Origin of the sequence: Paraburkholderia sp. SIMBA_053, assembly GCF_046534895.1 — a bacterium.
Taxonomy (GTDB): Bacteria; Pseudomonadota; Gammaproteobacteria; order Burkholderiales; family Burkholderiaceae; genus Paraburkholderia; species Paraburkholderia caledonica.
This window is the reverse complement of record NZ_JAWRXU010000014.1, coordinates 123,089-146,786: the sequence shown is the minus strand read 5'-3', so window position 1 is coordinate 146,786 and position 23,698 is coordinate 123,089. Positions and strand designations below refer to the sequence as shown.

The window sequence follows — 23,698 nt, the reverse complement described above, 5'->3', positions numbered from 1 at the left end:
GCATTGCGCTTCTCCCGGACGATGGTGGAATCGTCCGGTGAGTTTCCGCGCAAATGTCGATCGATAAGAAGTTGGTGCAGATTGCGCAAGACCGTTACGTTGACTCGGGGCTCACCAAGGATCAGGGCGGAACACACGGCAGCATCCAGCATCCATCCGGCAATGACCCGAACCTCGCCGTCGCCCGCGTCAACATGGACGACCCAACCTCCGCTACGCTGCTCAACATCTCGAACCTTGATGCGACGACGATACAGCGGATGCCAACGATAGTGGACTTCAACTTCTTGCACGATATGGGCAGAACGAACGGGAACTGGCCGTCGGACGCAACAACTGGCTGTTTGCCGGCTCACTTCGTGCCGGTCAACGTTCGGCTGCAATCATGAGCCTCGTCCGGTCAGCGCAACTCAACGGCCACGAGCCGAATGCGTACCTCAAGGATGTTATGACGCGATTGCGGACACATCGCCACAGCGATATCGCCTCGTTGCTGCCCCATCGATGGCAAACAGCCGCGACCAGCTAACTCCTTCCTCGCGCGTCAAGATGGGATGGCTAGCCGCTTACCCTTTTTGCAATGGAGCGGGACGTAGTCAGGTTTGAAAGAACTACTTTTCGGGTTTGTTTGAATATCTTTCAAACAGCAGCCCGGTAATCAGCAACTAACGTGTGCTGTCATAATGCGGCGGATAGTCATTCGGCCACCGCCATCGTGGCGCTAGCCAGTGCTGGCATCGAGCAAGAAGCCGCTACACCGAGAATACATGGCGAAACGCTTCGCGGAGGCCCAAACCGTGCACACTCCACGGAATGCCGCAACAACTGTTTTGCGGGCGAGAGATTCGTCCAGAAGGGGCTGGCGATCGCATCGAAACGTACGGTTTAATAGTGGCTTAAACGCCGACCGGCAACATTGAACATACAATGAAAGGATAAGGAAATGTTCTCTTATCGCGGCTCGACCGCCCTCATTACTGGAGCATCTAAAGGACTAGGGAAGGTCTTTGCAAAGACACTAGCCTCGCGTGGCATGAACCTAGTGCTCGTAGCGCGATCAGCGAATGCTTTGACCGCCCTTGCGGGCGATCTCGGGGACAGGTATGGGGTGCTATGCATTCCTCTGAGTGTCGACCTCGGCGATCCTGGGACTCCTGTTTCAATTCATCAGGAACTCAATCGTCGCGGAATCCAGGTAGACCTGCTGATCAACAATGCGGGACTGGGGCTGAGCGGAAACTTCCTTTCGCACGACCTCAAAAGCGAGCAGCTAGCTATCCAAGTTAATGTGCAGACCGTTGCGGCGCTCGCCCATCTGTTTGGCCAAGGAATGGCGGACCGCGGTATCGGCGGCATCATCAACGTTGCATCGAATGCGAGCTTCCAACCACTGCCTCATATGGCGACGTATGCCGCAACCAAGGCGTTTGTCCTGTCCTTTAGCGAGGCGCTCCAATTCGAGCTGGCCGGCACGGGCGTGCACGTGATGGCTGCTTGCCCAGGGCCAACCGCAACAAGCTTCTTTGATGGAATTTTAACCAATTTGACGCCAAGTGATATGGACAGCCCAGAATCGGTAGTTCATAGAACGCTCAAGGCCTTCGACCGGAGGAAAGCAGTGGCCTACCCCGGGCGCGCTAGTGTACGAGCCGCCACATGGTTGTCGCGAATGTTACCTCGTGCGCTGATAGTGCGCCTCGCAGCGATGGCGAGCCGGAAAATGGGATTGCATACACAATAGCATGTGCGATAGCCATATCAGCCATGTCGACGTATTCGGATGGCGGCGAAGTCCTCTTCCGGTGCGATGGCGTAAAGAGATTTCCTCGGCCGGAGGGGGAAGGGCGTTAGTTAATCGGTTGCGAAGCTTGTTGGAGAGAAATCCGCGCCTGGTCGACCACACCGATTTACGTTTTCTTATGATCCGCGCTGTCCAACAGGATAAAGGACCGGCTGCGTGGGCACTTCGGAACGCTCTGACGGTCGTCTATTTTTGGCGCGCATAGGCCGATTTGCTGGATAGCTCGGTGTGCAGTGACTTCCGAGCCCGACTACTGCGGACTAGAAACCGGTTGAACGGCGAGTCCGCCTGAAGCGTATTCGGCATCGCTGCGAACGTCTTCATCGTGTGACCGCAGATACGATTTAGCGCCTAGAGCGCAAGAATAGGTAGTATTGCAGGCGCAAGTTCACCTCTTGCGTTCGATTTCCTGACCAGGGAGACGAGAAGTCCGTCTTAGCTCCTGCTGCAGGTACTGCACGATTGCCCGCACCGCGCTCGGCACGATCGGGCTGTAGGCGCGGATAGCGAAGATCGAATCCCCGAACGCGCCAGACGGCCGCCATCCGTCCAGCAGGCTAATGAGGCGGCCCGCGTCTACGTCGCGTTGTGCGCTGAAGTCAGGTAGAAGCGCGACGCCGAGTCCGCCGAGCGCTGCCTCGCGCATCGCTTCACTGTTGTTCGCTGAGAAGCAGCCGCGTACCGGCACACTGACGCGGGTGCGGCGTCGATCGCTTGACTCGAAGGTCCAAGCCGTTGGTCCGTTGCCGCGCAAATAACAGAGGCAGTCATGGTCGACGAGCGCGCTGGGGTGTTCCGGCGTGCCGCGCCGTTCCAAATAGTCGCGACTTGCGACCAGCAGAGACCGAGTATCGCGGAGCTTCCAGGCAACGTGCGTTTGAGGCGCGGTCGTAGTGTGACGGATCGCGAGATCAACGCCATCTTGCGCGAGGGAATATAGGCGGTCCGACAGTTCCAGTTCGATCCGCACGGCCGGATAGCGGTTGATGAAATCCGGGATGAGGGGCACGATCTGCTGACGGCCCAGCGCAACAGGTGCCGTAATGCGCACCAGTCCGCGAGGCTCACCCGCCAGGTCTTTGACGCGCCCAAAGTTCTCTTCGATGGTTTCATACGCTTCGCGGGTGCTGTCGACTAGCGTCTGCCCTGCTTCCGTAAGCCGCATACTGCGTGTCGTCCGGCGCACGAGCGGAACGCCCGCGGCTTCCTCCAGATCGGCGATACGCTGGCTCATAGCCGCCTTACTGATGCCTAGGCTTTGCGCTGCAGCAGTGAAACTGCCGCTGGCGGCTAGCACCGTCAACGAGTAGATGTGCGGCCACAGGAGGTGGACATTTTGAGGTTTCACCCATGCATTATTCATCCTCCTGAACAGTGAATCAAGCTGTCTTGTCTTCTCCGAATCAACAGCGATGCCTAAACTGAGGCCATTCCATAAACAGCTCAGGAGACAGCAGCATGGCTACAGTGCCCGCTTTTACATCGACCGACGACGTCGTCCATTACATTAACGGCGCGACGACGCGTGGCGCATCGACGCGCAAGCAGCCCATCTTCAATCCGGCGACGGGCGAGACGGCGCGCGCGCTGCTGCTCGGAGAAATCGCCGATGTTGATGCCGCAGTGGCAAGCGCCAGAGCAGCGTTTCCTGCTTGGCGCGATACGCCACCAATCCGCCGCGCACGCGTAATGCTGAAATTTCTCCAACTGATGAACCGGCACCGCGACGAGCTCGCCTCGATCATCACCGCGGAGCACGGCAAGGTGTTTTCGGACGCGCAGGGCGAAGTGTCGCGCGGTATTGATGTCATTGAATTCGCATGTGGCATTCCGCAACTGCTGAAGGGCGACTACACCGAACAGGTCTCGACCGGTATGGATAACTGGACGACGCGCCAGCCCCTTGGCGTCGTCGCGGGCATCACACCGTTCAATTTCCCTTGCATGGTGCCGTGCTGGATGTTCCCCGTCGCCATCGCGGCGGGCAATGCCTTCATCCTCAAGCCGAGCGAGCGCGATCCGTCGGCGGCGCTCTTCATGGCTGGTCTGCTAAAGCAGGCCGGCCTGCCCGACGGCATCTTTGGCGTAGTCCAGGGCGACAGGGTCGTCGTTGATGCGTTGCTCGCCCATCGGCAAGTTGCGGCGGTCAGCTTCGTCGGTTCGACGCCCGTTGCGAACTACATCTACGAGACCGGCGCCAAGCACGGCAAGCGCGTGCAGGCGCTTGGCGGCGCCAAGAACCACATGGTAGTGATGCCGGATGCCGATATCGAGCAAGCGGTCGATGCGTTGATCGGCGCGGGCTACGGTTCGGCTGGCGAGCGATGTATGGCGATTTCCGTTGCGCTGCTTGTAGGTGACGTCGCAGACAAGGTCGTGCCGCTTCTCGCCGAACGGGCAAAGCAACTGAAGATCGGCAACGGCATGCAACCCAATGCGGAAATGGGCCCGATTGTCACGCGTCAGGCGCTCGAACGCGTCGAGGAGTTTATCGCTTCGGGGGTCGACGAAGGCGCGAAGCTGATTGTAGACGGTCGCGGTTACAAGGTACCGGGCCACGAAGAGGGCTTCTTCACGGGCGGAACACTGTTCGATCATGTCACGCCGGACATGCGTATCTACAAGGAAGAGATCTTCGGACCTGTCCTCGCGTGCGTCCGGGTGAAGAACTTTACTGAGGCTGTCGATCTGATAAACGAACACGAGTTCGGTAACGGCGTGGCCTGCTACACGCGCGACGGCCATATCGCACGCGAATTTGGCCGCCGCATCGAAGTTGGCATGGTGGGTATCAACGTGCCCATCCCCGTCCCTATGGCGTGGCATGGCTTCGGCGGCTGGAAGCGCAGCCTGTTCGGTGATGTGCACGCATATGGCGAGGAGGGCGTACGCTTTTATACGAAGCAAAAGTCGATCATGCAACGCTGGCCGGAGAGCACCGAAAAAGGCGCTGAGTTCGCGATGCCGACGGCGAAGTAGGCCCAGTCGCGGGCACTATTGCGAGGCATCGGTGCCCCACCAAGCTTTCGATGCATGGCTCGGCTTTCGCTGAGATGGCGCGTTTCCACAATGAACCAGCCATGTCTGTCCGGGGCAAACGCCTAGTTCGCGTTGCTCAAAATGCCTTGTTGCCGCTCCCATTGCGGCGAGCCGCGGGTTTCGGGCGGTCAACGACGTGCAGCGGGTGTACCGTCGTCCTCACAAGCGTGATGGACCCATGGCCGGCGAGAGGTAGCGAGTGGCTGTCTACTCTTCATGGTTGATTGTGAGCTTGCTTTTCGGGTGAAGATCTGACCGCTTTTTTCACAGGGCCCGCATCATTCCGGAAATTTCACCGGGCGTCACACCGTAGCAGGCCTTAAACCTTCGACCTAGATGACTTTGATCGGCAAAACCACTTGAAGCCGCTACCTCAGAGATTTGGACGCCGGTCTTTAACAAAGACTTTGCCCGCATAACTCGCAAAACAGTTTGATAGCGATGGGGCGGCAAACCGAACGTTCGGGCGAAAAGTCTACAGAAATGAGCAGACGATAAACCTAGCCGCTGTGCAAGGTCTTCAACCGAAACGTGTTCGTTCCAGTGCAAGTCCAAGTATTCAATAGCCTCATGCATGCGCGGATCGGCTCCCCAATTTTGCGTGGCTACCGTAGCTCGTGTAGAAACGCCGTGGCGCTTCAAGAGTTCCACGAACAGCGCCGACCAGCGATCGAGCTCTGTGCCCTTTCCGTCGGACGAGGAAGCTCTGGAGCGGCATTCGGCGACAAGTGTTGCAAATTGCTGTACCAAGCCTGGATCGAAGCGGGCATCTTCCGGCAAAATCGGAGCAACGTCTGCTCTGTGCGCCCAGTCGCTAAGAAGGCGCTGCGGCACATAGGCCATCACGTATTCGCACGGCTCATTTCCGACTACGCGGCCTCCGTGAACTTGATGCGGACGAAGGGCCAAGATCTGACCGGCTTGGGCAAGGTTTGGCCGGGCACCTATGACGTTGTCTTTCTGGCCGCTTATGACTGCCGCGATTGCCCAAGTCTCATGCATGTGCGGCGCGAACCTGTGGGACCAGAACCTTGCGTGCAACAGTTCCAGCCCCTCCGGCCCAACCGGTGCGGCAAACCGAGCGAATTCCCCGGCATGATCTAGAGAAGAACCCATACGCAGACTTATGATCGTAACAACTTTGATAGCCTAGCTTAGGCGTTCGCCCGCGGGAAGGCGTTTGCGGCCGAATCCCGTGCGCGCTGCGTCAAGCCGCCTTTCAGCGAGAGTGATCGCCGCCGCGAGGGTGGTCTGGTCGCGTTCGGTGGCATCCTGCAAGAGCGTCGTTACGTTGCGCGCGATTGTCGCCCGGGTGTGCTCGTCGGAAGCCTGGGGAGACCGGTGATGCACTTCAATGCCAGAGGCGTACATTAATCCGCCCGCGTTTGCAATGAAGTCTGGAATATAAGTAATCCCCCGCTTTTTCAATCTGTCGGACACGTCGTCTGTCGACAGTTGATTGTTCGCGGCGCCGCAGATCACTTGCGACGCCAAAAGGTGGACGTTGTCGGAGGTCAGCACACCTCCTAGCGCGCACGGAGCTAGAACGTCGCAAGAAACCGTCATAGCTTCGTTAGGTGCAAGCCAGTCAGCACCCAGTTCGTCGGCCAGTTCGCGCCGACTGTCATCGATGTCCGAAACGCTCAGACGCGCGCCTTCGGCAGCGTAAGTTCTCGCAATTAGTGACCCAATTCCACCCAACCCGACCACACTGACATGTAGCCCTGCCATTGACTTCGCTCGCAGGACCTCGAGTGCCGCGGTCCGGATGGCAGTGTCCAGTCCGATGAATGTGCCATATGTTGTACCGCCTGCTCCGCCTGCCTGCTTCGAAAAGCCGCCAACGTAAGGTGTGCGGCGTCGGATAGCATCCATGTCCGCTTCGCCGGTACCAACGTCCGGTCCAACATGGTATATACCGCCTAGCGCATGGACATGGTCCGCAACGTCGAGAAGAATTGCATCTTTGAGCGCAGGGCTAAGTTCCATGCCGAATGGAAGTGGCACTACCGTCTTACCCCCCCCTGTGCCATTGTCGATGGCGGCTGCTTTGACCGTCATCGCTTGCGACAAGCGCAGCACGTCCGCTACGGCATCTGAGTTGCGGAGATACTGCTTTATTCGCAAGCCCCCGATAGCAGGCCCCAGAAGTGTCGAATGGACGCCGATCATAACCGGCAATCCGCTTCGCTCGCCCGGCTTGATTTGGAAATGCTGGTGATCCGTCGGAATGGACAGTTCGTTCACGACCTTTTTCTCCATACTGGTTGGCTAGGAAGCCCGTTGCGGAAATCGCTCCATTATTTCGGGCTGGCGACTAGGATTGTCGGCATGTTGCTCGGGACAAGATAGAACGTTTTTGATCGACGACAGAAGCCGTGGAGATCATGGCCGGACCGTCTTATCAATCGATCGGGTGCGTCCGATGTAGATTGGAAAACGAGGACCAAGATGGGGCCACAATGGATCATGAGCGTGGGTATCCCGTTGAAGCGCTGGACCTCCAGCGATCTGTGAAGCAACTGCACTTACGCCGCGTGACGGGGGGCAATCGGGGCGCTTCGACGGCTCCACATTTCGTGGCGCCGCGCATGCGGAACGAGCAAGCGTTGATTCGACGGGGCACGAGCAAGCCGGCTCTATACCTCTAACGTTTCCCCGAACGCGAGTGCTCTTTAGCCATTGGCTGGGCCCAGTGGGCACTGAATGGTTGGGCGGCAGTCGGGGAACAGATGCAACCGCGCTTGTTCGTCAATAAGAAGACAAATCCGTAGAAGTCGGCCAAGTCAGTAGCCATCGGAGACCGCGATAGCCAGGAGAACGAGGAACGTTGCGTCCTGCAAGACGCTAATGCTTCGGCGATTGCATGAATGGTTACTAGGCCGCAGGGTTGCCTTGCTAAAGTTCCGCGGCCAAGACTTCTAAACGTATTGCTGGGCTTCGTACGCCTGGAGATGAGTGAATGCGATCTTGAGGGCAGGCACGTCAATCTCAAGACCGTCCGCACGCTCGATCATGTTCCCGACAATGGCGTGGGCTTCGATTTTGTTTGCGCCCGCTCGTATGTCACGCATCATTGACGAAGCCCAAGTCGAGTTGCGATCAAGTAACAGCCCTTCAATCGTCGAAATCGCGGAATGATCGAGTGCGTGGCCGGACTCCCGTGCTACCGTTAGGCACTCGTCGAGCAACTGTTGAACAAGCGCTGGGCCAAATTGTGTTCCGAGAATTTCTCGAACGTTCGCGCGCATCAGGCATGTTGCGGACGCTCCAGCGGATAGCATCACCCACTTTTGCCACAACTGCTGATCGATATTGTCTGTAAGCGCCCGTGCGCCGGGCGTTTTTCTAATTGTTTCATAAAAGCGGCACATTACCTCCGCTTGAAGTTCCGACCGCGCGCCGATGACCAACTTATCGCCGACGCCGAAATGCTGAATCGACAGGTCGGGGAGCGACGTAACGGCGATGTAGGCTGCCCCTCCAGCGACGCGATCTCTCCCGTAACGGCTGTCCAGTTGATCATATGGCCATATGCCATTCAGTAAAGGAAGGATCACCGTATCGGAACGTAGCGCTGGCTGGAGTGAAGCACCGGCGTCGTCAAGATCGTAGGCCTTGCAGGCTAGCAGCACGAGATCGTATTCCGGCCGCACTCTTTCCGACACGACAGCCTCCACAGGAGCACCGAAATCGCCCAACGCACTCGACAAGCGAAGACCATTGTCACGGAGCGAGGGAACCTTGCTAGCCCGTACCAAAAACGTTACGTCGGCTCCGGCTTGAATTAGCCTTGAGCCGTAGTAGCCACCCATGGCGCCGGCACCGAGTACAAGAATCTTGAGGTCACTTTTCATAATATCGTGAGGTGCGTGGAAGGAGCTCGCCAGCCTCTGATGCGCAGTGGAGTAGGGCGACGCGTTGATGATACTATCATGATAGTATAGATGCGCGGCTTACGTGTAACGCTGGTTGGTGGAAACACGGATCAATGCTGTTTCAAATGAGGGAAACGATCAGAACCCGACAGGCTACGAAGCTGGGCGCCAGATCATCGGGCGACTCGCTTCCGTAGGCGTTAAGCTTGGCACGTTCAAAGGATAGTTATGACTGGGAATCCACTTTCGAAGACCTTCGTGGGAACACATATCGAGTATCAAACAACGCTCCGCTCGATACGGTCCTTTGCCGGTTGCGCGATATGTGTGGCAAGTCAAGTGGTGCAGAACTTGCCCGAGTCGCTGAAACTGCAAGAGATTGGAAGGAGTTTGAGGAAGAGGTGAGTGCGCGATACGTCGGTAGAAGCGGCTTCATGATTTTCGCCGAATTCGATCACGGTGCATGACTTACAATCTACTGAATCAGACGTCCCGCGGTTCGCATCATTCTGGGTAACCCGCTCATCGCGATTACCGTGATGAGGCTCGATGTCACTGCCGGCCTCTTCGCGCCAGTTGAATTGCTACTTTCTTAGAGCCCGAATGGCAACGGTGCCGTTGCAATCCACGTTGAACCCTCCGAGCTGATTTGCGCGACGGAGAATTCGGAACTTCACGCCGTAGCCGTTGTTCTCGATGAGAAGCTGGGAAAACTCGCTTGTGACGCGTGCCTGTGGTAGAAGCTCTGTCGCCGCTTGCCCAGAGCGCATGGGCTTTGATGCGACAGGTCGGAAGCGGGCGGCCGATACATGGAAACATCTTGCGAACAAGGCAGCGAGGGTAATGTGAAGCGAAAGACGGCGTGCAAATCAGTGATGCGGCGCATGGCCAGTCCGGGCAGATAGGCGACGAGTACGCCTCCAGCGCGGGAGACGGCTGACCTTGGTAAGGAGCCCCGAGCAGATGAGTTCGTTCAGCCTCCTCGTCAGCAGCGTCACGTTGTTGAGTGTCTTGCATCGAAGTTTACGCAGAGTGAACGGATTGGCCTGCAACAACGGTGGCAAGTCTCGGCATCCACGTTACGGACGGCGTCGGGATATCCCGGACGCACCCCTGTCAGCGATCACCAGCCACCACCAGGCCCGGTGACAACACCCCCGGATCATGACTGCGACTGGGGGGCGAGAATCATGCCGGGCCTGGCTGGCCATAGCCCCCATTATCGGGGCATGAGGATAGTAACGGGGCGACGGTGGCGCAGTCGTCATATGAATGGGCTGCGCGCAATCGTGCCATCGTCGAGGTAGCCTCACCGGTCGATGTTGCTGACGCGCGGCACGTTCTCCTTCTCGTAAGGCGTGTTGTGATCACCCAAGATTGGTAGCAGAATGTTTCCTAGCCAATTGAGCCTCTGGCTTCGCTCAAATCGTCCCAATTCGACCTCGTGAGGTCAAAACAGTCGAAACGACACACTAATTGTTCAATGCAACCGCGAAGGTAGAGGTGGCACCAAGGAGGGTATGAGCCTGTTCGGCCATTGAATGCGCTGCTGCGGCAGCCTGCTCAACGAGAGCGGCATTCTGCTGGGTTACCTGGTCCATCTGGGCGACCGCTTGGTTCACCTGCTCAATGTCGACGCGTTGCTCCTCCGACGCAAGTGAAATTGCAGTCACCAAGGTTGCGACTTTTTCGACGGAGGCGATCGTCTCGCTAATTGTCGCGCTCGTCTTTTCCGCTACCGTGGTGCCGTCGAAAACCTTTTCGATTGACTGTAGGATGAGCGTCTTTATCTCTTTGGCCGCCGAGGCGCTCCGCTGGGCTAGCGTTCTGACCTCCGCTGCGACGACGGCAAATCCCCGCCCCTGTTCACCGGCTCGGGCTGCTTCAACTGCAGCGTTAAGCGCTAGGATATTTGTTTGGAACGCAATGCCCTCGATTGTGGCGATGATTTCCGACATGGTCGCGGAGGACTGGTGTATGTCGCGCATGGTACTTACCATCTCGTGAACGGACTGTCCCCCAGTTCGAGCTATATCGGAAGCGGTTTCTGCAAAGTGCGAGGCTTTCCTTGCATTCTCGGCATTGCGTTGGACCTTCGACGTCAAATCGTGCATGCGCACGGCTGTTTCTTGCAGGGACGCCGCCTGTTCTTCAGTGCGTTGAGATAGATCGGTGTTGCCTTGGGCGATTTCTGACGCTGCAACCGAGATTGATTGGCTAGAGGACTTAATGCGGCGGACGATCGACGAAAGCTGGTCTTTCATCTTGTTCAATGAGAATGAAAGGCTCTGATAATCGCCCTCCTTTAAACTGATGCTCACAAGAAGATTTCCGGAGGCGATCTCCCCGGCGAAGCTCACGGCTTCAAGTGGCTCGCTACCTAGCTGTCTCGACAGTGTGCGCACTATTAACGTGCCCACGACTGCAGCGGAGACAATTGCTGTGAAGATCAGAACGACTACAATGGCTACGGCACGCCTGTGATCAGAAGCGGCCCGCACTCCATCTTGACTTGTAGCGGAAATAGTCGTGTCAACGATGATTCCTATGTCTTTTTCTATATCAGTGCGCAATGCAAGCCCTTGGAAACGCATCATATTGATTGCGTCAGATCCTTTCCCTGCGGTCACGAGTCGTCTGATTTCCCGCGTTCCGTCTTGATATTGAAGGAACTTCACAAGGAGATCCTCGTAAGCCTTGGCCTGAGCTGCAGTAGCCGGCAGCTGACCGTATCTGTTTGCGGCTGAATAGAAGTCGGTGACTGCGGCGTCGATTCCAGCGTTGAATTTAGCTATCTCGTCGGGTGTTGTGGAAACCAGCATCCGGTACTCGTTCAGCCGCGTGTCCCTCATTGCAGCAAGCATCGCGAGGCCGTACCGAACAGATGGGAGTCGAACGGTCCGGAGCTCGTCTGCCTTCGCGTTTTCTTTCCTGACCTCTATGAGGCCGGATATGCCCACCATGAAAAGAAAGGCAATTACGATGCCGAACGCCAATATAAGCTTGGTCCCAACCTTTAGGCTCTTCTTAGTTGACACGGATTCTCCTTCCGAAACAATTTCCGGTAAACAGTTGCACATGCATCTGTTTACGGTCGGTCATTCGCTCACTTTAGGCCGTGCGCTAAAAATTCCGTCCGTCAAGAAGCGCGTTCGCACCGCATGTGTATCTCGTGTGGCGATGGGCGAGCCTTGGGACCTGAAGGCGTCTGGATATCGAATACAAAGTAAGCGGTCTATTGACCACGCTCCTCAGAGGTCGGGAGCAGCCAGCATCGCCCATGGCATGAGCGCCGCATAGTTGTCAGCGGTTGAAGCGAGAGGTAGCTTCGTGAACAGCGAGACGAGATAGCGATATGGGTCAATGCCATTCGCCTTGCAGGCCTCGACCAGTGAGTAGCGATTGGCGCTGGCCTGCGCACTGGCAACAGTGTCGGCAGCCGTCCCTTCCTTCCGGCTCCTTTACGGCTCCTTTACGGCGAAAGGCAACACGGGGAGCACAAACGCGTCGTCGGTGCCGTCGCCGTCAATGTCGTCGGCCTCGGCGCTGGCGAGCTGTTCTGCTTCGTCGAAGACGCGATCCTTTAGCTTCTCGCTGCTCGGGGCGAAGTGTCTGCTCTGCGCGAGGCGAAACTGCTCCTCGAGCTGAGTGACCCGTTCGCCCAATTGCCGATTTCGTGTCTCGAGTTCACGAATATAGGCTTGAGCAGCTGGCGGCAATCGAGAGAAGTCGTCCTCGTTCATACCCCCACGATAGCGAAGTGTCGCGCGCCGCGGGTTCACGGAAATGAGTAACAGGTTGACTAATACCTACCGGGCGGCACGCGATGCGCAACTGGCGTGATGATACGATCGCACCGGGTGACGCCGCACCGCGTCAATGTCAATGCCAATGCCCTCGAGGAGCCAGTGCAACTGCTCGCTCGTCAGCTGGATGACGGTCTGCTGCCCGCGCGGCCATACAAAACGGTCTTCCTCTAGCCGCCTCAACATCATTCAGAAGCCGTTGCGATCGTAGAACAGCAGCTTGACACGGTTGCGTTTGCGGTTGTGGAAGGCAAAGACGGCGCGAGCAAACGGATCGAGTTGCATGGACTGCTCGACGAGCGCCACGAGGCTATTGATGCCGGCTCGGAAGTCAATTGGTTCCCGATGCAGGAAGACTGTCATGTCTGCCTCGAAGCGGAACACAGCTTGCTCCCAATGCAACGACCACCGCATTGATTACTGGTTGTTCGACCCCTGCGAGCATCACATCACTTACAACGTCGCCGCTATGGCTGCCAGTTGTCGCTGTCCAGCTGATAGCCTCCCGGTCATGGCAGTCCAGCGCAAATGTCACGCGCAACGGCGAGCCATCATCACAACAACTCGCGAGCGAAACTGCGCATGCGATGGTCGGTATAGGCAGAGCCGTTGTCCGACAGCCATTCAATGGTTGAGCCGGCCTGCGCCGTGGCGAAGCGCAATTCGTCCATCATGGCGGCGGGTGTCACGTCGTTGACCGGGGCGTCGCAGCAGCAACTGGTAGTCGCGCATGACACGATAGAACCGCTTGACGTTCACGCACGGCGCGCCAGCCATTTCCTGGCTTACGTCGCAGTAGCGCCCAGACTCTGCGGTACCCATACGTCGGCAAGACAGCCACCTGCTCGTGGATTGCAGCGACCAGTTCCGTGTCGTCGGTCTGTCGGGCGCGACGGCCATCCTGCCAGTCCGGGGAGCGGGCTCTTCTGACTGCCAAAGCAGAGCGCGCTACGCCGAGAACATCGCAGACCGTTTTCATTGATCGTCCCCGGGCAGTAAGGGCGAGCGCGCAATCCAGTAATAGGATGGTCCGCTCCTCTCCTCGGGGCATAATCGACGCTGACGCCGACCCTTTCCGGAGGTGTGTCATGAGTCAATCCAGTTCCACCGTTGTCGCCCGCATGGGTATCGATATCGGAAAGTCTGTCTTCCATGTCGTCGGTCTGGATGCGAAAGGCAAGCCAGTATTCAAGGGCCGATTCAATCGTGAACGGCTACTGGAGTTCCTTGCTCGCGCGTCTCCCACCATCGTTGGTATGGAAGCTTGTCCGGGTAGCAACTGGCTCGCACGCAAAGCGGCCTCCCAAGGCCATCAGGTTCGCATCGTCCCCGCGCAGTTCGTCAAACCCTTCGTCAAGTCCAACAAGACTGATATCGTCGACGCGGAAGCCATCGCTGAGGCGATATTCCGTCCTACCATGCGCTTTACCCAGCCCAAGACCGAAGCCCAGCTCGATCTGCAGGCTCTCCATCGCGTCAGGCAACGCCTGGTGTCCTGCAAGACGGCGATCGTCAATCAGTCCCGCGCTTTCCTGCTGGAATATGGCATTAGTATCGGCACAGGTCCCGCATACTTCGTTCGCGATATGCCAAGCATCCTGTCCGACGAGAACAATGGCCTGACGGCGTCGATGCGACAAGTTTTGCAGGAGCAGTGGCAAGAATATCGCTCCGTCGAAGCATTTTTTGAGCGGCCATATTTGACTGCTTCCTTCAGGATTTCTGCCTCCTGCGTCTTCTTGCCAAGCAGACGCTGCAGCTCCCTGATTTCCTTCATCGCTGTGGCCAGCTGCGAGGCGGGCACCACGGCTTCTCCAGCCTTTACCGCAGCCAGGCTGCCTTCCTCGTATTGCTTTCGCCACGCAAATGCCTGGTTTGGGTTCACCCCGTGTCGCCGGGCAACCGCTGAGACCGTTGCGCCCGGTTCCATGGTCTCCTGGACGATAGAGACCCTTTCCTGGACCGGAGCGCCGACGACGACGCTCTGGTTCGCTCAAAATTTCGATGCTTTCCACAATTTGCCTGGGCTTAAAACCAGTCACAAGACTCCCTCTTATTTTAAGAGGTGCCGCGTGTCCTGAGAATCAAGGGGCTACTTCACTTCTATCGCTATCTTCGACGTCTGATCCTGCGAAGCCTTCGTGGCCAGCTTACGTTCTTGCGGCGCCGTGCGATAATGGTCCGGAAAAGCTGGCGCATAGGCTAACAGCGCCTTCGCAATGGGTTGTGATGTAAATTAAGGCCTCGCGTCCTTAGTTGGAGAGTGTTTTGAAACGCAAGAGTCTTTCGAGTATGGATTGCCCGGTCGCCTTGGCGCTAGATCAGGTGGGTGAATGGTGGAGCTTACTGATACTGCGGGATGCCTTACAGGGCTCGACGAGGTTTGAGCAATTTCGAGAGAGTCTCGATATTTCGCCGACTATGCTCACCCGCAGATTGAATGATCTCATGGAGGCTGGTCTGTTGAAAAAGACTTCTGGATCAGGACGTTCCGGTCGAGACGAATATCGCGTCACAGACAAAAGCCGCGACTTATCCCCTGTCCTGATCATGCTTTTCGCTTGGGGGCGGCGCCATGTTAAAAGGAAAGGGTGGGGTGTTGACCTGATTGATTTGCAGACAGGGTGCATGGTTGATCCAATAGTGATCGACGGGAAGACCGGTTTGCCCATTAACCGTGAAACACATGCTTTTGTGCCGGGGCCGCAAGCGACGGCGTCCACCCTGAAACGGCTTGGACCACGGCAAGACGTTGAGCGGAAACAGTAATCTGGATCACAGGTTCGAGTCCCGGTGGTGGGAAGCCTAAGCCGTCGTTAAGAACTGCTCCGTATTTGTGAGCCATCACGCGATGGCAAGGGTTTGCCGACGCGCTCGTCCGGCAGAAAGTACAGGATCTTGGGACGCTGGTCTAACCGGGTTTGTCATCACAATGGGGAAGCTTCGCAAACCAGTGATGGTTATGTGGCTATGACTAAGATGAGCCCTTCATAGCTTCAGTTTGATGCCGTAGAGTTGCGACTTCCCACCAGACGAGTGCTGCCTGGGCACTAGGCCAAGCCACGCCGCGAGATGACGGCCATTCTTGAAACCATCAGCGCGACTGAGGTCGGCTGAAAAAAGTGGACGCCAACATTCCGTAGAATTGAGGAATGGAGGCATTGATGAACCGAATCCCCAAGGCCGTGTACACGAAGGAATTTCGTGAAGAAGCAGTAAAACTGGCAATGACTGATGGCGTCGGCGTGTCCGAAGCGGCGCGTCGACTATCGATCTCGATGAAGACGTTGGCGAACTGGGTTCGTGCCGCAAGGGACGGCAAGCTGGATGATGTTGGACAGTATCAAAGACCTCTGACTGAGGTCGAGGCCGAGCTAGGGCGGGTCAAGCGAGAATTGGCCGAGGTAAAAATGGAGCGTGATCTTTTAAAAAACATCTCAAGGGGCGCGCCCCTGCCCGAAGGGCAGAAACTCTGCGGCACACGTACACTGATGCGCATCAGGGAGAGCGGCCGTCGAATTATTGGTGATTCATCCCGTTAAAAACATGGTCCAGGGACTGATGCGGACCCAGCATTGGTGACGCCGTCAGGCGATCCCGTTCAGGAAGGTGATCTACTCCGCTGTCCCGCTCCCTGATCATCACCAGGCGGAGGCAGACATGAAGACGACGAAGTCCCAGGGCGCCACCAGCGGCGCATCGATTACGGTAGTGCATGCTTATGCTGCGGCCATCGACATCGGCGCGAAGTTTCATGTGGTCGCAGTTGGACCGGAACGCGATCCGGAACCGGTCCGGTCATTTGGCAGCTATACGCAGGAGCTTCACCAACTCGCGCAGTGGCTCAGGCAGACAGGGATCACAACGATCGCGATGGAATCGACCGGTGTTTACTGGATTCCCGCTTTCGAAGTGCTGGAAGCGTACGGCTTCGAGGTGGTGCTGGTCAACGCACGGGATGTGAGGAACGTGCCCGGCCGCAAGACTGACGTCAGCGACGCGCAGTGGCTGCAGAAGTTACACGCGTACGGCCTGCTGCGGGCCAGCTTCCGCCCCCGGCATGATATCGCGACGTTACGCGCCTATCTGCGTCAACGCGAACGACTACTCGAGTATGCCGCAGCACATATCCAGCACATGCAGAAGGCGCTGATGCAGATGAACCTGCAACTGCATCATGTTGTGCAGGACGTCACCGGCGCTACCGGCATGAAGATCATCCGCTCGATCGTTGCCGGCGAACGCAATCCGGAAGAACTGGCCCGACATCGTGACGTCCGCTGCAAGGCGTCGAGCGAAACGATTCGCGATGCGCTGATCGGTAATTACCAGGACGAACATGTGTTCGAACTGACCCAGGCGCTTGCACTCTATGATTTTTATCAAACGCAGGTGGCGCAGTGCGACGAACGTATCGGATTCGTACTCCGGCAACTACACGCAAATGCGACGCCGGTGAGCACGCCGTTGCCTGCCGCGCGTCGTCGGAGCCGGCAGTCAAACGACTTCTCGTTCGACGTACGTGCGGAGCTCTACAGCATGCTCGGTGTCGACCTTACGCAGATCCACGGATTCGGACCTTACCTTGCGCTGAAGCTGGTCGCTGAATGCGGCACAGACATGTCGCAATGGCCGACGGTGAAGCACTTTACATCGTGGCTGTGTCTGGCGCCGGGCAACAAGATATCTGGCGGGAAGGTGCTGTCCTCCAAAACGCGGCGCTCGTCCAGCAAGGCTGCTGCTGCGCTCCGTCTTGCCGCCGTCACCATCGGCAAGACGGACACGGCACTGGGCCGATTCTACCGACGTCTGTCGGCACGGATCGGCAAGGCGAAGGCCGTCACCGCAACAGCCCGCAAGGTCGCGGTGCTGTTCTACAACACGTTGCGTTACGGGATGGAGTACGTTGATCCCGGCGCCGAATATTACGAAGAGCGCTATCGGCAACGGGTCCTGAACAATCTCACCCGACGGGCCGAGTCGCTGGGCTTTGTACTGCAGGCAAAGCCGACCTGAAGAGAAGGAGTTTCTCAGGAAGTTCGCGACGTACTTCGCGAAGGAGTCGCGGTGAAGTACGACGTTATCGACCAGATGCGACAGCATTACCACGTGGCGCCGATGTGCCGGTTCCTGGGGGTGTCTATCAGCGGCTACTATGCTTGGCGCAAACGGCCGCTGTCGCTGCACGCTGAGCAAGAGATTCAACTCGAAGCCCAGGTGCGCGCAGCTCACGAGCGTACCCGACAAACCTTTGGCCCAGAACGGCTACAGAAGGATCTGGCGAACCACGGCGTCCGGATTGGTGTTCACCGCATCAAGCGTTTGCGGGCAAAGCTCGGCCTGCGATGCAAGCAAAAGCGCAAGTTCAAGGCGACGACCAATTCGACGCACGAGCTGCCGGTCGCACCGAATATTCTGGACCAGGACTTCCGTGCAACCGCTCCAAATCAAGCTTGGTGCGGTGACATTACCTACGTCGCGACTGATGAGGGATGGCTGTATCTGGCTGGCCTCAAGGACCTGTTTAGCGGAGAAGTAGTCGGCTATGCCATGAGCGATCGCATGACAAAACACCTGGTTATGCAGGCGCTGTTTCGCGCTGTCGCGTCGCACCGACCACAGGCCGGTCTGATACAGCACACGGACCGCGGCAGTCAATATTGCGCTCACGCCTATCAGAAGCTCCTCAAACAGTTCGGCATGCAGGCATCGATGAGCAGACGGGGAAACTGTTTCGATAACGCACCCATTGAATCGTTCTGGGGCTCACTAAAAAATGAACTCGTCTATCATCGCAAGTTCGCGACCCGCGACCAGGCCCGCAGCGAGATTACCGAATACATCGAAATCTTCTACAACCGGCAGCGCACACAGGAACGTTTGGGCTATCTGTCGCCGGCCGCTTTCACGCAGCGATTCCATTTGAGTAAAATTGCTGCTTAACCCGTTGGCGTCCACGGATTCCGGCCGACCTCAGCATGTACGCGCGCGGCATGAGCGTGCGCGAGATCCAGGGCCATTTGCTGGAACTGTACGGGCTGCAGGTGTCGCGATCTGATTTCGACCGTCACCGACGAAGTGCTGGCCGAAGTCGGGCAGTGGCAACGGCGCCCGCTTGAGGCGATGTATCCGATCGTGTATTTCGACGCACTTCGGCTGAAGATCCGCGACGAAGGCACAGTCAGGAACAAGGCGGTGTACCTCGCGCTGGGCATTCGGGCCGACGGGCGCAAGGAAGTGCTGGGTTTGTGGATCGAGCAAACCGAAGGTGCCAGGTTCTGGCTGAAGGTCTTCAACGAACTGAAAAACCGCGGTTTGCACGACATTCTGATCGCCGTCGTCGACGGCTTGCGCGGCTTCCCCGAGGCGATCGAAGCGGTGTACCCAGCCGCCCAGATCCAGACCTGCATCGTGCATCTGATCCGCAATTCGCTGAATCTGGCGAGCTGGAAGGACCGTAAGCCGTTGGCTGCGGCGCTCAAGCCGATCTATCAGGCCACCACCGCCGAAGCCGCTGAGGCGGCGCTGCAAGCTTTCTCGCAAAGCGAATGGGGCAGGAAATTCCCAACGGTCGCCGCGATGTGGCAGCGCCAATGGGAGCAAGTCATTCCGTTCTTCGCCTATCCGCCGGAGGTACGCAAAATCATATACACGACCAACGCGATCGAAAGCATGCACATGCAGCTTCGCAATATCGTCAAGAACCGCGGTCACTTCCCAAGCGACGAAGCCGCCAGCAAATTGCTGTACCTGACCTTGCGCAACATCGAAAAGGATTGGAAGATGCCACCTATCACCTGGCGGCAAGCAGTCAATCAGTTCGCCATTCTGTTCGGCGAGCGATTCACCGCCGCCATCAGCTGAGATTTTTAACCGACCTCAGCACACAAAATTCCTGACACCTCCCTACCTTGCCCGAGGCGTTTTCTTTTGTCGCCTGCACATGGTGAAAGCAGGGGTGCTTGCTGACTGGATACCCCGTTTCCCCGTCTATTGGACGTCTCAAATTGCGTCAATCGTTTCGGCGCGTTCGGACAAACGTGCAAAGCAATGCTGTGATAATGGCCAGTGCTATGTGTGTACCATATACCGCGTCGAAGCTAGCCCTCGTTGCAACGCCGTGTCCTAAAAGCATGACTACAATCGCTACACCGATAACCGCCCCCATTTGGCGCGTTGCCTGATTTACCGCGCTTCCTACCGCGTAGTGGTTGACCGGTAAGCGGCTAACTGCAGCGCCCGCAAGCGACGGCATCACTAGTCCAACGCTCGCACCACTCATAAGTAGCCCCGGTAGCCAGTGAGTGCCATACTCGGGAGAAACACCCGGTACGAAATAAAACCATGTGCCAGCCGCCGCATAGAGCAATGCACCACCGACGAGAAATCTGCGATGACCGTATCGTCCCGCGAGACGTCCAGTTGCAATGGCAACGGGGATCACAGTCAATGGGCCAGGGATGATTGCAAGTCCGGCACGCACTGAGTCAAATTGCCATATTTCGGTCATGTAGAAGAAGAAGGCGAAGAACATCAGCGCGAACGCGGTACCAAACGTTAATGTCGCCAAATTTACAGCGGTGTACGTTCCGTTCCGAAACAAGCTGAGTTGGACTAGCGGGTCGGACACTTTTTTGGCCCAAGCAACGAATAAGAGCATGCACCCGACGCTGAGTCCTGCGGTTAAGCCGAGTTCAAGGTTTGTCCACCCTGAACCACGTGACTCCACGAGGGCCAATGCCATTAATGCGACCGAAGCGATCAGCAACGCCATGCCGACTACATCCACGCGTCGCCGCGTTGCTGCCCTTGCTGTTGGCACAAGCAGTTTGATCCCAAGCACCAGTGATATGGCACCAACCGGTACGTTGATAAAAAACGCCCAACGCCAACTGTAGGTCTGTGCGATATATGCGCCCAGACTTGGTCCAACGGCTGCTGCGAAGCCACCGACCGCGCCCCACATGCTGACAGTGAATGCGCGTTGACTAGGAGGAAATGCTGCCAATATAAGGGAGAGCGACGCAGGTGTTAGGAGTGCCGCTCCGATAGCCTGGCACACCCTGGCACCAACAAGCGTAGTTACGTCCAGTGACGCGCCGCATGCTGCTGAAGCGCTGATGAATATGAGGACTCCCACGAGGAACACTCGCTTTCTCCCATGCGCATCGGCGACCCCCCCGGCCGGGATAAGCATCGCTGCATACACGATCGTGTATGCATTCAGGACCCAAGACAAACTCGCAGGAGTGACATGGGCAAACGAGCGCCTGATTGACTCGAAGACGGAGTACAGCATGGTCGTGTCCAAGGAAACGAGAAAAACTGCACCGCTCGCAATCCAGAATATGGGCCAAGCAGCAGGAAGTGCATTGTCCGTGGCGTTGGGAGAAATAGGGGAAGAAGAGTTCACGGGATCGAATGATTCACGAAGGGTTAGGTGGCCGTTTTTGGAAATCGTGGATTCTCGCTATAGGTGCTACTATCATAGTACCAACGTTTGTAGACTTGTGTGTAGGATCCTTGGGCTGGACTTTCGACATTTCGTTGGTGGCAAGCTGAAAGGTAGAAGTGGGTCCTGCAAACAAGCAGGGTATGCCGCACGCGGATCGGACTAGGTATGCACCTTCGGCCAGAACCCTGAGTGACCTGTTTGTTTGAAGACGCAGAGCCTACTCAACCGATGTATTGGCCGAAGAGTTGTACTTCGCTGCTCAGTAGCTGACTTGATGAACAAGCACGCGCAGCAACGTCGCTATAAGCTGCGCGCGATATTCAACACATTGCGCCGGATCGTACGAGAGGGTGTGCCGTGATGGTTGTTTCCCAATCGTAAGGGGAGCAGTTTCCCAACAAACGGAGCGCCGGATCGGTCAGACTGCCTTGAGGTCACGATTTATCGTGCGACCAGGTACTATTGTGTGGTTCTCAAGGTAAGGTTCCATATGCGACGTTCCGCCGGTTCCCATGCTTACGACCGTAGACCGGATCAAGGAGATTTCGTTGAGCATTGCACAAACGCTGAAACATTACACGTGTCACGATCTGACCGGACGTCTTAAGGATCTTTTGCGCGACGTCGGCCTTGACCGCGCCCCGCTTCCTGTAGCAAAGCTTGCACCGTTGGACCAGTTTCACTCTGGCGGCCTTTCAGCGACGATAGAACTTGCCAATGAGTTGAGACTCGTAGCAGAGGATCGCGTTCTTGACATCGGCTCAGGTCTGGGTGGCCCGTCACGTTATATCGCGGCTACCTACGGCTGCGCTGTCGAGGGGATCGACCTTAGCCCGTCATTCGTTGAAGCGGCAAACTTTCTTTCGGAGAGAACTGCGTTATCTCAACGTGTTAGATATACATGCGCCGATGCCTTATCGGTTCCCTTCGATCCAGGTAGTTTCGACGTCATCTGGACACAGCATGTTGCGATGAACATCGCTGATCGTGCTGCGTTTTACAGCGAGGCATTCCGCCTACTTCGCCCCGGCGGACGGTTCGCAATGTTTGACGTCGTGGAGTCGTCTAACGAGCCTTTGCATTATCCAGTTCCGTGGGCGCGTGAATCCCGATCGAGCTTCCCAATAACCGCCGAGGCGACACGTGAGCTGCTTGGAAATCGGGGATTTCAGATCACGTCGTGGTCCGATCGCACCGAAGCAAGCCTTGCCTGGTTCGCAGAACGTGAGAAGTCACGTGCCTATGATTCGAATGTCCAAGCGCTAGGCCTACGGTTTGTGATGGGGCCGGATTTCCCTCACATGGTTAAGACACTAGTCAAAAATCTCCGTGAAGGCCGCGCCGCAATCGTGCAGGCGATTGCTCAAAAGCCGTAATCAGGAAAAGAGTGCCGCCACGCTGCGTGGCCGTTTTCGGTGCGAGCGCCGGATTCCCGGCGGCGATCGAAGCTTTTACAATCGCTAGCGCGTGCGAGAAATCACTGAGGAACGGCGACACTTTGGTGCGCGCACTGTACAGGACAGGGGCTTTTGAACGCATGAGGAAAAGTGCGATGCGATAGCGATGGCAGATTCCTTCGTAACATTCCGAAAAATAGTTGCATATACATTTGCCGGCTAAACTGCACTACACTACACGACATGTAGCTAGGAGCGAAGACGTCAGCGTTGCTCCTCGAGGAGCGCTGCTGGTTAAATCAGTGGCGTCGACCGACCGAAATCGATGAAGAAGGGATAAGGATCAGCATGAGGAATTTCCGCGCTCGATTGCTTATTGAGTTTGCATTGTTTGTTTTTGCATTTGCACTTCTCGGCGACCAGTCGGCGGTTGCTTCTGATGGTGGTGGTCCATCAGGACTACACGTCGAAGAAGGCGTTTCGGTCCGGGATCTTCAGGTCGCGGGGAATGAATCGCAGCGATTGCTATTTTACGGTCCTACAGTCGATCCACGTGGAGTGCTAATCATGTTCCCTGGAGGTACAGGAGAAGTCGGGATTGCACGCGATGGTAGTGTCAGACAGGGTCAGAACTTTGTGGTTCGCACGCGTGGTATCTGGGCGCGACGCGGTTACGAGGTCGTTGTCGTAGACGCATTAGGTCACAAATCAATGCGAGGCATACGAAGCTCGTCGTGGTACGCCGATGTTACGCGGGAAATTGTTGCTTACGTACATTCATTGAGCGGTGCAAATGTCTGGATCATGGGGACAAGTCAAGGCTCAATCGCTGCTATGCTCGCCGCCTCGACGGCGCGGCCGGGCATCGTCTCCGGCGTTGTCCTGACCGAACCTGTCTCGGTTCTGGGGCACTCGAAAGAGACGGTATTCGATGCCCATCCTGAGAGCGTGGAGGTACCGGCTCTGATTGTTGCAAATCGGAAGGACGAATGCTGGGTGGCGCCTCCTGATCATGCCGAGGACATCGCGAAAGCTATGTCGCGAGCCGCGACAGCAGTGCTTTTTGTTGACGGCGGAACGTCAGCATCAGCAAACCCTTGTAGTTCACGTACTCCACATGGCTACTGGGGAATGGATGAGGAGATAGTGCAGCGCATTGATAGATGGATGCGCGAGACTCGCGGGACGTCACATTGAAGCGATACATCTCGCTGGAAGTATGACGCGTCATGGTACGGACTGGTAGCTGTTGAACGTTCGAGATTACCGGTGGAAAGAAGTCTGTGCGCGTCGGCGTCTGGAATCTGGATAGGCGGTCTTAA

The 23,698-nt window shown here is 56.9% G+C and carries 15 protein-coding genes and 12 pseudogenes; 13 read left to right on the top strand and 14 right to left on the bottom strand.

Annotated features, from left to right (window positions below; all coding sequences use genetic code 11):
* Positions 1–53 precede the first annotated feature (53 nt).
* The 3 genes and pseudogenes from SB753_RS29240 (at position 54) to SB753_RS29230 (ending at position 1,741) form a co-directional block, all read left to right on the top strand.
* Positions 54–389: a hypothetical protein gene (locus SB753_RS29240; protein ID WP_410803210.1), complete on the top strand. Its 336-nt coding sequence runs from the start codon at positions 54–56 to the stop codon at positions 387–389.
* Positions 311–529: pseudogene (locus tag SB753_RS29235) on the top strand (transposase domain-containing protein); the annotation flags it as partial. The gene SB753_RS29240 and the pseudogene SB753_RS29235, both read left to right, overlap by 79 nt.
* 414 nt (positions 530–943) lie before the next feature.
* Positions 944–1,741 (top strand): SDR family NAD(P)-dependent oxidoreductase, encoded by a 798-nt coding sequence (locus SB753_RS29230; RefSeq protein WP_410803208.1) that lies wholly within the window; start codon positions 944–946, stop codon positions 1,739–1,741.
* Positions 1,742–2,189: 448 nt separating this feature from the next.
* On the opposite strand, the gene SB753_RS29225 is transcribed toward SB753_RS29230, so the two are convergent.
* Positions 2,190–3,149, bottom strand: coding sequence for a LysR family transcriptional regulator (locus SB753_RS29225; RefSeq protein ID WP_410803207.1), 960 nt, complete (start codon positions 3,147–3,149; stop codon positions 2,190–2,192).
* A gap of 110 nt (positions 3,150–3,259) precedes the next feature.
* On the opposite strand from SB753_RS29225, the gene SB753_RS29220 reads away from it, so the two are divergent.
* Entirely contained in the window at positions 3,260–4,780 is a 1,521-nt protein-coding gene (locus SB753_RS29220; protein WP_410803205.1) for a CoA-acylating methylmalonate-semialdehyde dehydrogenase, read from the top strand.
* Positions 4,781–5,104: 324 nt separating this feature from the next.
* On the opposite strand, the gene SB753_RS29215 is transcribed toward SB753_RS29220, so the two are convergent.
* The 3 genes from SB753_RS29215 to SB753_RS29205 form a co-directional block, all read right to left on the bottom strand.
* The gene (locus tag SB753_RS29215) at positions 5,105–5,956 is read right to left on the bottom strand and encodes an AraC family transcriptional regulator (RefSeq protein WP_410803203.1); all 852 of its coding nucleotides are present in this window, start codon (positions 5,954–5,956) and stop codon (positions 5,105–5,107) included.
* Positions 5,957–5,989: 33 nt separating this feature from the next.
* Positions 5,990–7,087 (bottom strand): Glu/Leu/Phe/Val dehydrogenase dimerization domain-containing protein, encoded by a 1,098-nt coding sequence (locus SB753_RS29210; RefSeq protein WP_410803201.1) that lies wholly within the window; start codon positions 7,085–7,087, stop codon positions 5,990–5,992.
* A gap of 674 nt (positions 7,088–7,761) precedes the next feature.
* A complete protein-coding gene (locus tag SB753_RS29205) occupies positions 7,762–8,697 on the bottom strand; it encodes a ketopantoate reductase family protein (protein WP_410803199.1) in 936 nt (311 codons plus the stop codon).
* Positions 8,698–9,200: 503 nt separating this feature from the next.
* Between SB753_RS29205 and SB753_RS29200 the strand changes: the two genes are divergently transcribed.
* Complete coding sequence (locus SB753_RS29200) at positions 9,201–9,314, top strand: DUF302 domain-containing protein (RefSeq protein WP_410803233.1); 114 nt, start codon at positions 9,201–9,203, stop codon at positions 9,312–9,314.
* Positions 9,315–10,190: 876 nt separating this feature from the next.
* On the opposite strand, the gene SB753_RS29195 is transcribed toward SB753_RS29200, so the two are convergent.
* The 7 genes and pseudogenes from SB753_RS29195 to SB753_RS29165 all read right to left on the bottom strand — a co-directional run.
* Positions 10,191–11,756, bottom strand: a complete 1,566-nt coding sequence (locus SB753_RS29195) for a methyl-accepting chemotaxis protein (protein ID WP_410803198.1) — start codon at positions 11,754–11,756, stop codon at positions 10,191–10,193.
* Between the two features lie 213 nt (positions 11,757–11,969).
* A pseudogene (locus SB753_RS29190) lies at positions 11,970–12,155 on the bottom strand (transposase domain-containing protein); the annotation flags it as partial.
* A gap of 54 nt (positions 12,156–12,209) precedes the next feature.
* Positions 12,210–12,461, bottom strand: a pseudogene (locus tag SB753_RS29185) (IS66 family transposase); the annotation flags it as partial.
* Positions 12,462–12,527: 66 nt separating this feature from the next.
* A pseudogene (gene tnpB / locus SB753_RS29180) lies at positions 12,528–12,887 on the bottom strand (IS66 family insertion sequence element accessory protein TnpB).
* A 61-nt stretch (positions 12,888–12,948) separates the two neighbouring features.
* Positions 12,949–13,086, bottom strand: a pseudogene (locus SB753_RS29175) (IS3 family transposase); the annotation flags it as partial.
* The gene (locus tag SB753_RS29170) at positions 13,079–13,213 is read right to left on the bottom strand and encodes a hypothetical protein (RefSeq protein WP_410803235.1); all 135 of its coding nucleotides are present in this window, start codon (positions 13,211–13,213) and stop codon (positions 13,079–13,081) included. The gene SB753_RS29170 and the pseudogene SB753_RS29175, both read right to left, overlap by 8 nt.
* Positions 13,179–13,539, bottom strand: a pseudogene (locus SB753_RS29165) (IS3 family transposase); the annotation flags it as partial. The gene SB753_RS29170 and the pseudogene SB753_RS29165, both read right to left, overlap by 35 nt.
* Positions 13,540–13,549: 10 nt before the next feature.
* Here SB753_RS29165 and SB753_RS29160 point away from each other — a divergent pair.
* A pseudogene (locus SB753_RS29160) lies at positions 13,550–14,146 on the top strand (IS110 family transposase); the annotation flags it as partial.
* A 61-nt stretch (positions 14,147–14,207) separates the two neighbouring features.
* On the opposite strand, the pseudogene SB753_RS29155 reads toward SB753_RS29160, so the two are convergent.
* A pseudogene (locus tag SB753_RS29155) lies at positions 14,208–14,530 on the bottom strand (transposase); the annotation flags it as partial.
* Positions 14,531–14,792: 262 nt separating this feature from the next.
* On the opposite strand from SB753_RS29155, the gene SB753_RS29150 reads away from it, so the two are divergent.
* Positions 14,793–15,293 (top strand): winged helix-turn-helix transcriptional regulator, encoded by a 501-nt coding sequence (locus SB753_RS29150; RefSeq protein WP_410803196.1) that lies wholly within the window; start codon positions 14,793–14,795, stop codon positions 15,291–15,293.
* Positions 15,294–15,527: 234 nt separating this feature from the next.
* On the opposite strand, the pseudogene SB753_RS29145 reads toward SB753_RS29150, so the two are convergent.
* A pseudogene (locus SB753_RS29145) lies at positions 15,528–15,638 on the bottom strand (transposase); the annotation flags it as partial.
* Between the two features lie 50 nt (positions 15,639–15,688).
* Between SB753_RS29145 and SB753_RS29140 the strand changes: the two are divergent.
* The 4 genes and pseudogenes from SB753_RS29140 to SB753_RS29125 all read left to right on the top strand — a co-directional run.
* Positions 15,689–15,961: pseudogene (locus SB753_RS29140) on the top strand (transposase); the annotation flags it as partial.
* Positions 15,962–16,184: 223 nt separating this feature from the next.
* Positions 16,185–17,540: an IS110 family transposase gene (locus SB753_RS29135; RefSeq protein WP_410803194.1), complete on the top strand. Its 1,356-nt coding sequence runs from the start codon at positions 16,185–16,187 to the stop codon at positions 17,538–17,540.
* A 24-nt stretch (positions 17,541–17,564) separates the two neighbouring features.
* A pseudogene (locus tag SB753_RS29130) lies at positions 17,565–18,467 on the top strand (IS3 family transposase); the annotation flags it as partial.
* Between the two features lie 29 nt (positions 18,468–18,496).
* Positions 18,497–19,388 (top strand): annotated as a pseudogene (locus SB753_RS29125) (IS256 family transposase); the annotation flags it as partial.
* 148 nt (positions 19,389–19,536) lie between these two features.
* Here SB753_RS29125 and SB753_RS29120 read toward each other — a convergent pair.
* Complete coding sequence (locus SB753_RS29120) at positions 19,537–20,937, bottom strand: MFS transporter (protein WP_410803192.1); 1,401 nt, start codon at positions 20,935–20,937, stop codon at positions 19,537–19,539.
* Between the two features lie 590 nt (positions 20,938–21,527).
* Between SB753_RS29120 and SB753_RS29115 the strand changes: the two genes are divergently transcribed.
* Positions 21,528–22,355: a class I SAM-dependent methyltransferase gene (locus SB753_RS29115; RefSeq protein WP_410803191.1), complete on the top strand. Its 828-nt coding sequence runs from the start codon at positions 21,528–21,530 to the stop codon at positions 22,353–22,355.
* Between the two features lie 369 nt (positions 22,356–22,724).
* Complete coding sequence (locus SB753_RS29110) at positions 22,725–23,573, top strand: alpha/beta hydrolase (protein ID WP_410803189.1); 849 nt, start codon at positions 22,725–22,727, stop codon at positions 23,571–23,573.
* The last annotated feature ends 125 nt before the right edge of the window (positions 23,574–23,698 follow it).